This is a genomic window from Pseudoxanthomonas sp. z9 (assembly GCF_006542425.1).
Taxonomy (GTDB): Bacteria; Pseudomonadota; Gammaproteobacteria; order Xanthomonadales; family Xanthomonadaceae; genus Pseudoxanthomonas_A.
Window position 1 is genome coordinate 396,945 of sequence record NZ_VFID01000003.1, and the last position, 13,458, is coordinate 410,402.

Annotated in this window: 16 protein-coding genes; 2 read left to right on the plus strand and 14 right to left on the minus strand. The window is 67.1% G+C overall.

What is annotated here, in order from left to right:
- Window positions 1-2: 2 nt before the first annotated feature.
- Genes FG323_RS04205 through sdhC form a run of 7 tightly spaced genes read right to left on the minus strand, consistent with a single transcriptional unit; the run spans window position 3 to window position 4,455 of the window.
- A complete protein-coding gene (locus FG323_RS04205) occupies window positions 3-452 on the minus strand; it encodes a hypothetical protein (protein ID WP_141453178.1) in 450 nt (149 codons plus the stop codon).
- Window positions 403-654, minus strand: coding sequence for a succinate dehydrogenase assembly factor 2 (locus FG323_RS04210; RefSeq protein WP_141453179.1), 252 nt, complete (start codon window positions 652-654; stop codon window positions 403-405). The genes FG323_RS04205 and FG323_RS04210 overlap by 50 nt, the downstream gene beginning before the upstream one ends.
- Window positions 651-1,082 carry an MAPEG family protein gene (locus tag FG323_RS04215; protein ID WP_141453180.1) on the minus strand — a complete coding sequence of 144 codons (432 nt, stop codon included), beginning with the start codon at window positions 1,080-1,082 and terminating at the stop codon, window positions 651-653. The genes FG323_RS04210 and FG323_RS04215 overlap by 4 nt, the downstream gene beginning before the upstream one ends.
- Before the next feature lie 4 nt (window positions 1,083-1,086).
- Window positions 1,087-1,869 (minus strand): succinate dehydrogenase iron-sulfur subunit, encoded by a 783-nt coding sequence (locus tag FG323_RS04220; RefSeq protein ID WP_141453181.1) that lies wholly within the window; start codon window positions 1,867-1,869, stop codon window positions 1,087-1,089.
- An 18-nt stretch (window positions 1,870-1,887) separates the two neighbouring features.
- Entirely contained in the window at window positions 1,888-3,678 is a 1,791-nt protein-coding gene (gene sdhA / locus FG323_RS04225; RefSeq protein ID WP_141453182.1) for a succinate dehydrogenase flavoprotein subunit, read from the minus strand.
- Between the two features lie 4 nt (window positions 3,679-3,682).
- Window positions 3,683-4,066: a succinate dehydrogenase, hydrophobic membrane anchor protein gene (gene sdhD / locus FG323_RS04230; RefSeq protein WP_141453183.1), complete on the minus strand. Its 384-nt coding sequence runs from the start codon at window positions 4,064-4,066 to the stop codon at window positions 3,683-3,685.
- Window positions 4,063-4,455 (minus strand): succinate dehydrogenase, cytochrome b556 subunit, encoded by a 393-nt coding sequence (gene sdhC, locus FG323_RS04235; protein ID WP_141453184.1) that lies wholly within the window; start codon window positions 4,453-4,455, stop codon window positions 4,063-4,065. The genes sdhD and sdhC overlap by 4 nt, the downstream gene beginning before the upstream one ends.
- A 31-nt stretch (window positions 4,456-4,486) precedes the next feature.
- On the opposite strand from sdhC, the gene FG323_RS04245 reads away from it, so the two are divergent.
- Complete coding sequence (locus FG323_RS04245; protein ID WP_343192858.1) at window positions 4,487-5,590, plus strand: folate-binding protein; 1,104 nt, start codon at window positions 4,487-4,489, stop codon at window positions 5,588-5,590.
- A gap of 90 nt (window positions 5,591-5,680) precedes the next feature.
- Window positions 5,681-6,919 (plus strand): 5-demethoxyubiquinol-8 5-hydroxylase UbiM, encoded by a 1,239-nt coding sequence (gene ubiM, locus FG323_RS04250; protein ID WP_141453187.1) that lies wholly within the window; start codon window positions 5,681-5,683, stop codon window positions 6,917-6,919.
- 4 nt (window positions 6,920-6,923) lie between these two features.
- Here ubiM and FG323_RS04255 read toward each other — a convergent pair whose 3' ends face one another.
- The 7 genes from FG323_RS04255 to FG323_RS04285 form a co-directional block, all read right to left on the minus strand.
- Window positions 6,924-7,466, minus strand: coding sequence for an NADPH-dependent FMN reductase (locus tag FG323_RS04255; protein ID WP_141453188.1), 543 nt, complete (start codon window positions 7,464-7,466; stop codon window positions 6,924-6,926).
- 83 nt (window positions 7,467-7,549) lie between these two features.
- On the minus strand, window positions 7,550-9,805 hold the full coding sequence (locus FG323_RS04260; protein WP_141453189.1) for a thiamine pyrophosphate-dependent enzyme: 2,256 nt from the start codon (window positions 9,803-9,805) through the stop codon (window positions 7,550-7,552).
- A 17-nt stretch (window positions 9,806-9,822) separates the two neighbouring features.
- Window positions 9,823-10,473, minus strand: a complete 651-nt coding sequence (locus FG323_RS04265; protein WP_141453190.1) for a glutathione S-transferase family protein — start codon at window positions 10,471-10,473, stop codon at window positions 9,823-9,825.
- Window positions 10,463-10,936, minus strand: coding sequence for a hypothetical protein (locus tag FG323_RS04270; RefSeq protein WP_220094123.1), 474 nt, complete (start codon window positions 10,934-10,936; stop codon window positions 10,463-10,465). The genes FG323_RS04265 and FG323_RS04270 overlap by 11 nt, the downstream gene beginning before the upstream one ends.
- A gap of 29 nt (window positions 10,937-10,965) precedes the next feature.
- Window positions 10,966-11,517, minus strand: coding sequence for a GNAT family N-acetyltransferase (locus tag FG323_RS04275; RefSeq protein ID WP_141453191.1), 552 nt, complete (start codon window positions 11,515-11,517; stop codon window positions 10,966-10,968).
- Window positions 11,514-12,065: a GNAT family N-acetyltransferase gene (locus tag FG323_RS04280; RefSeq protein WP_141453192.1), complete on the minus strand. Its 552-nt coding sequence runs from the start codon at window positions 12,063-12,065 to the stop codon at window positions 11,514-11,516. The genes FG323_RS04275 and FG323_RS04280 overlap by 4 nt, the downstream gene beginning before the upstream one ends.
- A 122-nt stretch (window positions 12,066-12,187) precedes the next feature.
- Window positions 12,188-13,351, minus strand: coding sequence for an acyl-CoA dehydrogenase family protein (locus FG323_RS04285; protein ID WP_141453193.1), 1,164 nt, complete (start codon window positions 13,349-13,351; stop codon window positions 12,188-12,190).
- Window positions 13,352-13,458 lie beyond the last annotated feature (107 nt).

The window sequence follows — 13,458 nt, forward strand, 5'->3', positions numbered from 1 at the left end:
GCCTATGGTGCCATCGGCCGGGGGGCGCGCGAAGCACCACCGATGCCAGCGGCCAGCCGCAGTTCACGCCGGGCCCGGGCCGGCAGGGTGTCGGGCCACCAGCCCAGGCGGTGGCGGCGTCCCCGCCGGTCCCGCCAGCGCAGGATGGCCAGCGGGCCGCGCCAGACCAGTTCGGCCTCCCGCACTGGTATCCCCTCCATGGTCACCGGGCCGCTGGCCGGGAAGACCCAGGACAGGACCGGCCTGCGCGCTTCGCGACGGGCCAGGCGGACACCCTGCAAGGCGGCGGTCACCGCCAGCGGCCAGGCCGCGGGACGCGGCATTTCGCTGGCCAGCACCGCCAGGCCGGCGCCGATGCCCAGCAGGATCAGGATCGCGCACAACAGGCGCGAGGGGCGCCATTCAAGCCGGCAATGCGCGGATGCGCTGGATGAGTGCGGCGAGTTCGCCATCGGGACATTGCTCATAGCCCATGAACCAGCGCCAGAGCTTATCGTCCTCGCAATCGAGCAGCCGTAGGAAAACACCGCGCTCGGCCTCGGAAGATCCCGCCCAGGCGCGATCGAGATGGCGTTCGAACAATTGATCCAGTTCGCGCATGCCGCGCCGGCAGCGCCAGCGGATGCGCTTGAGTTCCACGTCTTGGGGATTCATGCCAACCAGAGCAGCCAGGCCATGCGCGCCCAGAAAGCCATCAGGACCAGCGTCGCCAGGGCGTATGCGACGAAGCGGGTCATCACGTGATTGGTGGTGCATTGCACGCCGCTGTGCACGGCACGCAGGGCGACGAACGCCCACGCCATCGCCAGCAGGGCGACGTCGCCGATGCCGGCCTGGGCGGCGAGCAGCACGCCCGCGTAGAACAGGACCGGCACCTCAAACAGGTTGCGGAAGTTGTCCGACGCGCGGGTGTCGGACAACAGGCGCGCCGCGTCCGCCGACCCGGCCAGCGCCTGGGCGTCGATGCGCTTGCGCCTCATTTCGCCCAGCCGCAGGTGGTACAGCCGGATCCAGACCAGGAAGGTCAGCCCCGCCATCGCCACCGCGGGCCAGAGGATCGCAGTGGCGGACGGCGTATCCATGGCGTCAGGCGCGCCGCTCCATCATCAGCTTCTTGATTTCCGCGATCGCCAGCGCCGGATTCAGTCCCTTCGGGCAGGTCCGCGCGCAGTTCATGATGGTGTGGCAGCGGTAGAGCTTGAACGGATCTTCCAGATCGTCCAGGCGAGCACCGGTGTCCTCGTCGCGCGAATCGATGATCCAGCGGTAGGCCTGCAGCAGGATCGCCGGGCCGAGGTAGCGTTCGCCGTTCCACCAGTAGCTCGGGCAGCTGGTCGAGCAGCAGGCGCACAGGATGCATTCGTACAGGCCGTCCAGCTTCTTGCGATCCTCCGGCGACTGCAGGCGTTCGCGATCCGGCGGGGCCGGAGTCTGGGTGCGGATCCACGGCTTGATCGAGGCGTACTGCGCGTAGAAATGGGTCAGGTCCGGAACCAGATCCTTGACCACGTTCATGTGCGGCAGCGGGTAGATCGGCACCTCGGCCTTCTTGCAGTCGCCAATGGCGCGCGTGCAGGCCAGCGTGTTGGTGCCGTCGATGTTCATCGCGCACGAACCGCAGATACCCTCGCGGCAGGAGCGGCGGAAGGTCAGCGTCGGATCGATCTCGTTCTTGATCTTGATCAGCGCGTCCAGGACCATCGGACCGCAGGCCGCCAGATCCACCTCATAGGTATCCAGGCGCGGGTTCTGCCCGTCTTCCGGATTCCAGCGGTAGATCTTGAAGGTGCGCGGGTTCTTCGCGCCCGGGGCGGGGAAATGCCTGCCCTTCTGGACGCGGGAGTTCTTCGGGAGTGCGAATTCGGCCATTGCTCTAGTTTCTCCCGATCAGTAAACGCGCGGCTTCGGCGGCACCACGTCGACGTCGTCGGTCAACGTATACATGTGCACCGGGCGGAAATCGAAGTTGCACTGGCCCTGCTCGTCGACGCTGACCAGGGTGTGCTTCTGCCAGTTGACGTCGTCGCGCTCGGGGAAATCCTCGTGCGCGTGCGCGCCGCGGCTCTCGTGGCGCTGCTCGGCGGAGTTGATGGTGGCCACCGCGTTGAGCAGCAGGTTGTGCAGCTCGTAGGTCTCGATCAGGTCCGAGTTCCAGACCAGCGAGCGGTCGCTGACCTTCACGTCCTCGAAGGACTTGAAGATGTCGGTCATCTTCTCGCAGCCTTCCTTCAGCGTTTTGCTGGTGCGGAACACCGCCGCGTCGGCCTGCATGGTGCGCTGCATGCGATCGCGGATGACCGCGGTCGGGGTGTCGCCGCTGGCGTTGCGCAGCTTGTCCAGGTGCGAGAGCGCCTTGTCGCAGGCGTCGCCGGCCAGTGGCTTGTGTGCCCCGCCCGGCTTGATCGTCTCGGCGCAGCGATTGGCCACCGCGCGGCCGAACACCACCAGATCCAGCAGCGAGTTCGAGCCCAGGCGGTTGGCGCCGTGCACCGACACGCAGGCGGCTTCGCCGATCGCGTACAGGCCCGGGACCACCGTGTCGGGGTTGTCGCCGACCTTGCGCACCACTTCGCCGTGGTAGTTGGTCGGGATGCCGCCCATGTTGTAGTGCACGGTCGGGATGACCGGGATCGGCTGCTTGGTCACGTCCACGCCGGCAAAGATGTGGGCGCTTTCGGCGATGCCGGGCAGCTTCTCGTTGATCACTTCCGGCCCCAGGTGGGTCAGGTCGAGCAGGATGTGATCCTTGTGCTCGCCGACGCCGCGGCCCTCGCGGATCTCGATGGTCATCGAACGCGACACCACGTCGCGCGAGGCGAGATCCTTGTAGTGCGGCGCATAGCGCTCCATGAACCGCTCGCCGTTGCTGTTGCGCAGGATGCCGCCCTCGCCACGCACGCCTTCGGTGATCAGGCAGCCGGCGCCGTAGATGCCGGTCGGGTGGAACTGCACGAATTCCATGTCCTGCATCGGCAGGCCGGCGCGCATCACCAGGCCGCCGCCGTCACCGGTGCAGGTGTGGGCGGAGGTGGCGCTGAAGTAGGCACGGCCGTAGCCGCCGGTGGCCAGCACCACGCCGTGGGCGCGGAACAGGTGCAGCGAACCTTCGGCCATGTCCAGGGCGAGCACGCCGCGGCAGACGCCCTCCTCGTCGAAAATCAGGTCGAGCGCGAAGTACTCGATCATGAAGCGCGCGTCGTGCTTCAGCGACTGCTGGTACAGCGTGTGCAGCATCGCGTGGCCGGTGCGGTCGGCGGCGGCGCAGGTGCGCTGCGCCGGCGGGCCTTCGCCGTAGCGGGTGGTCATGCCACCGAACGGGCGCTGGTAGATCTTGCCCTCCTCGGTGCGGCTGAACGGCACGCCGTAGTGTTCCAGCTCGATGATGGCCGGAATCGCCTCGCGGCACATGTATTCGATGGCGTCCTGGTCGCCCAGCCAGTCCGACCCCTTGATGGTGTCGTAGAAGTGGTAGCGCCAGTCGTCCTCGCCCATGTTGCCGAGCGCGGCGGAAATGCCGCCCTGCGCGGCCACGGTATGCGAACGGGTCGGGAAGACCTTGGTCAGGCAGACCGTCTGCAGGCCCTTGGCGGCCAGGCCGAAGGTCGCGCGCAGGCCGGCGCCGCCGGCGCCCACCACGACCATGTCGTACTTGTGTTCGGTGATCTTGTAAGCGGACATTTCGTCAATTCCCCAGCGCGATGCGGGCCACCGCGAAAACACTGATGATGGCGCCGAGCACGGCGATGAAGCGCACCGCGGTCTGGACCACCAGGGCCAGCAGCGAGTGGTGGACGTAGTCTTCCAGCACGACCTGCAGGCCGAGCTGCGCGTGCCAGAACATGGTGATCAGGAAGCCCACCAGCAGCACCGCGTTCCACGGACGCGACACCGCCTCGGTGGCGGCCACGTAGTCCGCGCCGATCAGGTTGAGCACGAATACCAGGAACCAGATGCCCAGCAGGACCAGCGCGGTGGCGGTCAGGCGCTGGTTGACGAAATGCGCGGTGCCGGTCTTGGCCGAACCCAGGCCGCGCACGCCCTTCAGCGGGGTACGGAAGCGGCTCATGCGGCACCTCCCGACAGGACGAAGCCCCAGACCCCGGCGGTGATGACCAGGCTGCCGATCACTGACAGCCAACTGCTGCGGATGAAGGCAGGAATGCTGAAGCCAATCGCGAAATCCTGGACCACATGGCGGACGCCGTTGCACAGGTGGTAGGCGAATGCCCAGGTCCAGGCGAACAGGAACACCTGGCCATACCAGGCGCCGGCGATGTCGGTGAAGCAGTTCCAGGACTCCGGTCCCAGCATCAACGCCATCAACCCGCCGGCAATCACCAGCGCGCCCAGGGCCAGGAAGATGCCGGTACCTCGATGCAGGATGGAGGTCGCCATCTGGATCTGCCATCGGTAGACCTGCAGATGGGGGGAAAGCGGACGTTGGTGTGTCGCCATTCGCTGACTCTTTCTCGGCTGGGCGGTCGCCTTGACCGCGTTGGCTCAATGCTGCGGATCAGAAATCGATGCAGCGCCCGTTTTTTTCCCAATCCCCGTAACGCGTCGGCTCGGGACCGTCGCGCCCCCCTATTTCCTTCTGCGCTGGCGCCGGTTCCGCGTGGGTGCCGGACGGAGCGGCAGGCGCGTTTTCGGACGGCAGTGTTCCGGCGTCGGCGTCAGGGATGGGAGCTGTTTCGCCTATCATAGGGGTCTCGCAGTGCACAAAATTTTAATCCCCACCCCCTTGGCTGACAACCTGCCCCCTCCGGAAACACCCGCGACAGCGCTGTCCGACCATGCGGTCCTGAGCCTGGAAGGCCCGGATGCCGTGGCTTTCGCCCATGCGCAGTTCAGCAGCGAAGTGGCCTCGCTGGCGGTGGGACAATGGCAGTGGAGCGCCTGGCTGACGCCCAAGGGGCGCGTCATTGCGCTGTTTGCCCTCGCCCGCCCCGGCGAGCAGGAACTGTTGCTGGTGCTGCCGGATTATCCGGCCGAAGTGCTGGCCGCCGCCTTGCAGCGCTATGTCTTCAGACGAAAGTTGAAGATCGCCGTGCGGCCGGATCTTGCGATCCAGGGCGTGATGGCGTCTCCCGCGCAAGCCAGCGGTGCCTTGCTCGGTAAGTCCGGCGGGGCGCTGGAACTGGATCGGACCGATGCCGGTGGCGCTCGCCACTGGCGGATCGGCGACGGACCGGTTGCCGGGACCGCCAACATCGCCGATTGGCGAAGGCACGATCTGCGCCACGGCCTGCCCCGCCTGCCCGAAAGCCAGCGCGAACAATGGACGCCGCAACAACTTTCGCTCGATCGACTGAACGCCTACAGCGTCAAGAAAGGTTGCTATCCGGGTCAGGAAATCGTTGCCCGCACCCATTTCCTCGGCAAGGCCAAGCGTGCGCTGGTCCTGTTTGAAAGCGATGTGCCGCCGGATCCGGGCAACGCGGTCACCGATGGCAATCGCGATATCGGCGAAATCATCTGCGCGCAGGCGGGCAGTCCCGCGCTCGCGCTCGGGGTGATGCCGCTGGAACGCGAACCAGCCACGCTGGCGGCGAGTGGTGTCGCCTTGAAGGAAATCCCGCTGCTGGACTAATCGCGTCCGCGCCAGCTTGATCCAGGTCAATTACGCGCGCCGGCGGATGCCTACACTGCGGAAAGTTGCCTTCCGCAAGGATGTATATGCATGCGCCACGACGTGATCATCATCGGTGCCGGTCCCGCGGGACTGTGCCTGGCCCGCGCCCTGGCCGGGCAATCCCTGCGGGTCGCGCTGGTCGAACGGCAGCCGGAAGCGGCCATCGCCGAACCGGCTTTCGACGGACGCGAAATCGCCCTCACCCAGGCTTCGATCCGCCTGCTGCGCGAACTCGGCGTGTGGGAACACATTCCCCAGGACGATGTCGCCCCGCTGCGCGCGGCGCGGGTCATGGAGGGTGAATCTCCGCACTGGATGACCGTGGAAGGCACGCTGGTCGGCAGGTCGCAACTGGGCAGCCTGGTGCCGAACCACCGTATCCGCGCCGCCGCCTGGCGGGCCATCCAGGATCTGCCGACGCTGGACTGGTATCCGGACGCGCGGGTCGAATCGGTCCGCACCACGCCGGAACAGGCCGAAGTGCATCTGCAGGACGGAACGCACCTGCATGCGTCACTCCTGATCGCCGCCGACAGCCGCTTCTCTGAAACCCGTCGCGCACTCGGCATCGGCGCCCGCCAGAACGATTTCGGCAAGAGCATGCTGGTATGCCGGATGCAACACGAACTTCCGCACCACGGCGTCGCATGGGAATGGTTTGGCCAAGGCCAGACCCTGGCCATGCTGCCGCTGCGCGAACATCTCTCCTCCGCGGTGCTGACCGTGCCCCACGCCGAAGCCCGGCGCCTGCAGGATCTGCCCGCCGAGGCATTCGCGGCCAGCATGCGCGAGCGTTATGGCAATCGCCTAGGCGCAATGCAACTGGAAAGCAGCCGCCATGTCTATCCGCTGGTCGGCGTCTACGCGCACCGCTTTGTCGGCCAGCGTTTCGCGGTGGCTGGCGACGCGGCGGTGGGCATGCACCCGGTGACCGCGCACGGGTTCAACCTGGGCCTGGCCAGCGTGGAGCGGCTGGCCGACATCGCCCGCATCGCGCGTGCGCAGGGACGGGATCTGGGCAGTGAAGCGCTGCTCTCACGCTACCAGCGCCGCCATCGCGCTGGCAGCCTGCCGCTCTACCTGGCCACCGCCACCGTCGTGCGGGTATTCACCGATGATCGACCGCCGGTGCGGAAGCTACGGGAAACCATCCTGCGCGCCGGCCAGCAGATGGTGCCATTCCGGCGCCTGCTGGCGGCGCAGCTCGTGGACGATGCGCCGCTGGACGCCCCGTTGCCGGCCCGTGTGCGCCGGGGGCTGGCGCAGTTGCTGCCACGCCGCGCCTGAGCGCTCAGCCCAGCCAGGCCTCGAAGCGATCCAGGAACATCTGCAGGCGCCTGCGGGCGCGCTCGTCGACGACGTCGCCAGCCGCGTCGATCAGTCCTTCCTTGAACTGGATGGCGATCTCCGGTTGCGGCAGCACCGCCACGTCCACCGCCGCCAACACGTTGCGCAGGTGCTGCTGCGAGGATACCGTGCCGTGCATCCCCGGCGACGTGCCGATGATGCCGGCGCGCTTGCCCGCGAAAGTGGTGCTGCCGGCCGGACGACTGGCCACGTCGATCGCGTTCTTCAGCACGCCGGGCATGGAGCGGTTGTATTCGGGCGTGACGAACAGCAACGCGTCGGCCTGCTCGATGCCTTGCTTGAAGCGCAGGCCCGCGGCCGGAAAATCCGCGTCGTCGTCCTGGTTGTAGAGCGGCAGATCACCGATTTCCAGGACCCGGAACGCAAACCGGTCCCCGGCCAGCCGCTGCACCGCGCCGGCCAGTTGGCGGTTGAAGGAATCCTTGCGCAGGCTGCCGATGATGATGGCCACGACCGGTGCCGGCATGGTGAACTCCCGTTGCGGTGAAGAGGCCACGAGCATAGCAGCCCCGCGACAGGGCCATGCCCTGTCGCGAAATCATCCGTGGCTCAGGCCAGCCGGTCCGCCGCCGCCACGATATCTTCGTCGCCCGGCAGCACCAGGAACGCGGCGCCGGCCAGCGGCGTGTAGGTATCGGTGCCAACGACGCGCTGGAACGGGCGCGCGCGGTAGCCGCCCTCCGCGATCGCGGTAATGACGCCCTCGCCCACGCCGGCCGAGTGACGGCCCTCGTCGACGATAAGGATGCGCTTGGCGGTGGCGGCCTGTTCGACGATGAACGCCTCGTTGAGCGGCACCAGCCAGCGCAGATCCACCACCCGCACCTTCCAGCCGTGCTTCGCCTCGATGCTGCGCGCGGCGCGCAGGCTCATCGGTACGCCGTTGCCGTAGCTGAAGATGACCAGATCGTCGGCGTCGGCGTCGTACACGCGGCCTTCGCCCAGCACCAGCGCCTGATCCTGCGCGGGATACGGGAACAGCCATTGGCCATCGCCGGGCTCGTACAGATCCTTGGTCATGTACAGCGCGATCGGTTCGAGGAAGGCGGTGACGCGACCGTCGACCTTGGCCAGTGCCGCCAGCGTACGCAGCATCATCGCCGCGTCGTCGCCGCGCGAGGGACAGCCGACGACCAATCCGGGAATGTCGCGCAGCGCGGTGATCGAATTGTCGTTGTGGAAATGTCCGCCGAAACCGCGCTGGTAGCCCAGGCCGGCGATGCGCACCACCATCGGATTGCGGTACTGGTTGTTGCTGAAGAATTGCAGGCTCGCCGCCTCGCCGCGGATCTGGTCGCAGGCGTTGTGGAAATAGGCCAGGTACTGGATTTCCGGCAGCGGCAGCATGCCCAGGTTGGCGTAGCCCTGGGCCAGGCCGAGGATCATCGTCTCGTCGAGCAGCGTGTTGAACACGCGGCTGCCCTTGAACGCCTTGTGCAGGCCCTTGGTGACGGTATACACGCCGCCCTTCTGCGCGACGTCCTCGCCGAACAGCAGCGTCTCGGGATACTTGCAGAACAGATCGTGCAGCGCGTTGTTGATCTGGATGGCGAGATGTCGCGGCGGCAGCTTCTCCGGCAGCTTTTCCTCGCTGCCGAACGCGGCCACGCGTTTGTCGTGCGGCGCGCTGCGGGCGGCTTCCGCGGCCACCTTGTCCGGGGTATACGGCGCCAGCGGCGCGATCACTTCCTCCAGCGTGGTGATCTTGGGACGGCGATCGGCTTCCTCGGCGGCGGCGAAGCAGCGCTGGCGGATGCTTTCGTAGAACGCCAGCAGCTCCTCGCGGCTCATCAGCCCGGATTCCAGCGCGATCGCCGCCGAACGCAGCAACGGATCGGTGGCTTCCACCGCGACCAGTTCCTCGATCGGCCGCCACTCGATTTCGAAGTCGGTGCCGGCATGGCCCATGATGCGGGTGGTCCGCAGGTGCAGGAAGGTCGGGCGCCGGGTGTTGCGGCAATGCTCCACCGCCGCCTGCACCTGGCCGTAACCGTTCGCCAGATCCAGGCCGTCGGCGTAGAAGTAATCCAGGTCGGCGCGATCGCGGAAATTGCGGCCCACCCAGCCGTCCGGTGTCTTCACCGAAATGCCGATGCCGTTGTCCTCGCACACGAACAGGACCGGCGCCGGCAGCTTCTGGTAGGCCGTCCATGCCGCCGCGTTGAACGCGGTCTGCGCGGTGGCGTGGTTGCTGGAGGCGTCGCCGAACGAGCAGATGGCGATGCTGTCTTCCGGAATCGGCGAGGCATGGCCGATGCGGCGGGCCTGCTCGATGGCGACCGCGGTGCCCAGCGCCTTCGGCAGGTGCGAGGCGATCGTCGAGGTCTGCGGCAACACCCACAACGGCTTGCTGCCCCATACCTTGTGGCGGCCGCCGGAGGCCGGATCCTCGGCGCTGGCGGCGAACGACAACGCCGAATCCATCACCGGATCCATGCCGGGCAGCTTGCGGAAGCGTTCGGCCATGAAACCGCCGCTGCGGTAGTGCAGGAACGCGGGATCGGTATGCCGGGTCAACCGCGCGACCATCGCATTGCCTTCGTGGCCGGAGCTGCCGATGGTGTAGAAGACCTTGTTCTGCACGCGCAGCACGCGCGCCATCAGGTCCAGGTGGCGCGAAACCAGCTGGGATTCCAGCAGTTCGGCGAATCCCCGCCGATCCAGCGCGCTGCCCGGGAGGATGGCGGATGCGGTTCCACGGCCGGATTGGCCGTTCCAGACCTTCACGAACTCGATGAAGTTCTGATCGCAGATTTCGGCGCGGTTGAGGCCCTTCATGCGGGCGGGAATGGTCTGGACGGTCATGGCACTCGTGGATGGATTCAGGAATTCGCCAGGCGCTCGGCGACATCGTCGGCGACCGCGGGCATGGGAACGAAGCCCGGTGTTGCGCCAACGCGCGACAGCCAGGCGGAAACGCGGGGAAACTTCGACAGTTCGAAGCCGCCATCGGCGGCGCAATGCGTATAGGCGAACAACGCGATGTCGGCGACGCCATAGTCGTCACCGGTGAACCAGTCCGCCTGTCGCAGGTGGCGTTCCATCACCGCCAGCGCCTGCTCGCCGCGCTCGATCAGGCGTGGCAGATCGGCGCGACGCGACGAATCCGCCGGCGTCCAGCCGCGGATGAAGCGCGCCACGGCGACGTAGGGCTCATGGCTGTACTGTTCGAAAAACAGCCAGCTCATCGCCTGCGCGCGCTGCCAGGCGTCGGCCGGCAGGTACGCACTGCCTTCGGCCAGCCAGCACAGGATGGCGTTGGATTCGGTCAGGACGCGGCCATCGCCGCGCTCCAGCATCGGCACCTTGCCGTTGGGATTCTTGGCCAGGTAGTCCGGCGTGCGGGTGGCGCCGTTCGGGCTGTCGACTTCGACCCAGCGGTAGTCGCGTCCCAGTTGTTCCAGCAGCAGGCGCACCTTGTGGCAGTTTCCGGACACCGAATAGCCGTGCACGGTGATCGATTCAGTGGACATGATGTTCCCGGGTGGCGAGGAATGCGGAAATGCGTTGCGCCTTGGCCAGATCCTTGTCGCGCCCGAACAGCAGCAGGATGCGTCGCTGCTCGGATGGCGTCGGCACGGGGATGGCGTGGCCGTTCACCTCCACCCGCAACTCCGAGGCCACCTGCACGGGCTGCCAGGCGTCCGCCACGCGGACTTCCAGACCGCCCATCACCTCCAGCGGCATCGGCAGGTGCGCGAAGCGTGCGAAGCGGGATCGGAAACGGCCATCCTCGGCAGGACGATAGTGATCATCGCGATGCGCCGTCCACGCTTGGGCCAGGACATCGGCATCCCGCACGCTGCACAGCAGATCGACATCGTTCGGCTCCGGTCCATCGATGCCCGCCAGGCGCATCGCGGCGCTGCCGATCACCCACCAGGGATCACGGAAGCAGGCGCGCGCGAGCGGCACCAGGCCAGCCAAGGTGGCCATCAGCCGTGTATCGATGGAAGCGGATGCAATCACCCCGCGCGTCCCGCGCGCCAGGCGTCGCGGCTTTGGCCCCAGACATCCAGTTCGATCGACTCGAACGGCGGCGGCAGCCGGGTCTGGCGCAACTTGCGCGATCCCAGGCGTTCGGCCAGCTTCTGCGACGGCACGTTTTCCGCGTCGATGCAGTGGATGATGTCGGTCCAGCCCAGGTTGTCGAACGCCCAGTCGATGGCCGGCCGCGCCGCTTCCAGCGCATAACCCTTGCCCTGGGCCGCCCGCCGGAGCGACCAGCCGACTTCGTTGCCCGGCCAACCCTCCGGCTTCCACGGCCCCAATTGGCCGAGCCACTCGCCGGTGGCGCGTTCGATGATCGCGAACATGCCGAACCCGTCGAGCCACCAGGAACCCGGCTGCCACAGGAACCGACGCCAGGCTTCCGGACGGGTGACCGCGCCGCCGATGAAGCGGGCGGCCTCCTCATCGGCCTGGAGCTCCGCGAAACCCTCGAAATCTTCGCGCCGCGGCGGCCGCAGGATCAGGCGTTCGGTTTCCAGCCTCAGTTCGTCGATACCCCGGCTCATGCGTCCTTTCCTCCCTGTGCGAACCACTGTTCGCGTGACTGTCCCCAGATTTCGACCGGTTTGCCTTCATGCGGCGCCGGCAACTCGCCCATGCGCAGGAAGCGCGAGCCCAGCTTGGCCGCGACCGTCTTGGAGTTCTGGTTGTCCGGATCGATCGTGTGGATCATCTCGTCCCAGCCCAGCGCGGCGAACGCCCAGTCCGCCGCGGCGCGCGCCGCTTCCGGCGCGTAGCCCCGGCCCCAGGCCTCGCGTGCGATGCTCCAGCCGATCTCGGTGCCGGGCCAGCCGAGCGGGCACCATGGCCCGACCCGTCCCACCCAGCGACCGCTGGCTTTCTCGATCACCGAGAACATCGCGAAGCCTTCCATCTGCCAGCAGCCGACCATCGCCGCCAGGCTGCGGTAGGCCATCGAACGCGGCTGCACGCCGCCGATGTAGTGGGTGGCTTCCTCGTCGGCGACGAACGCCGCCCACGGCTCGTAGTCCTCGCGGCGCTGCGGCCGCAGCCACAGGCGCTCGGTTTCCAGTTGCAGATCGAAGATGCTCAAGGTCTGCCCCTCATGTCACGGCGGAACGGAGGACGCCAGGCCGGCGACACGGGCATGGTGCCCGCACCGCGTTCACCTGCCGCCCTTCGCAGCGCCCGCCGCATCCGCGGCGGGCAATCGGTTCAGAATGCGCTGATCCCGGTCAGTTCACGGCCGATGACCAACTGGTGCACGGTTTCGGTGCCTTCATAGGTGATGACCGATTCCAGGTTCAGCGCATGGCGGATCGCGGCGTGCTCGGTGGTGATGCCGGCGCCGCCGAGCAGATCGCGGCACTCGCGGGCGATGTCGATGGCCATGCGGCAGTTGTTCCACTTGGCCAGCGACACCTGCTGCGGCTGCAGGGTGCCGGCGTCCTTGAGCCGGCCGAGCTGCAGCGACAGCAGCTGCGCCAGGGTGATCCGGCGGGCCATCTCGGCCAGCTTGATCTGCGCGCTCTGGGTCGCCGCCACCGGACGGTTGAACAGGATGCGTTCCTTGGAATAGTTCAGCGCCTCGTCCAGGCACGCGATGGCCGCGCCGATCGGGCCCCAGGTAATGCCGTAGCGGGCCTGGGTCAGGCAGCCCAGCGGGCCCTTCAGGCCCTTCACGTTGGGCAGGCGGCTGGAATCGGGCACGCGCACGTTGTCGAAGAACAGCGCGCTGGTCACCGACGCGCGCAGGCTCATCTTGTGCTTGATTTCCTGGGCGGTGAAGCCGGGCATGCCCTTCTCCAGCACGAAGCCCTGGATGCCTTCGTCGGTCTGTGCCCAGACAATGGCGATGTCGGCCAGGTTGCCGTTGGTGATCCACATCTTGGAACCGTTGATCACCCAGTCGTCGCCGTCACGGCGCGCGTTGGTCTTCATGTTGGCCGGGTCGGAGCCGCCATGCGGCTCGGTCAGGCCGAAGCAGCCGATCACCTTGCCGGCGGCCATGTCGGGCAGCCAGCGCTGGCGTTGCTCTTCGCTGCCGTAGGCATAGATCGGATACATGCACAGCGAGGACTGCACGCTGACGAAGCTGCGGATGCCGCTGTCGCCGCGTTCCAGTTCCTGGCAGATCAGGCCGTAGCTGACCCCGTTCAGGCCGGCGCAGCCGTACTTTTCCGGCAGCGAGGAGCCCAGCAGGCCCAGTTCGGCGATTTCCGGGACGAGTTCCTTCGGGAAGCGGCCCTGGTCGAACGCCTCGCCGATGATGGGACGCACGCGCTCGTCGGTGAAGCGGGCCACGGTGTCCTGCACCGCGCGCTCTTCTTCGGACAGCAGGGAACGGACATCAAACAGGTCGTACGGATTCAGGGCCATGCGGGATTCGAGCCGGTTCGGACAATCCCGCATTGTATGGGCTGCTCCGTCCGGGCGGTAAGCCTTCAGGTCGTAAAGGAAAGGCCGGCATTTCGCCGGCCTTTCGG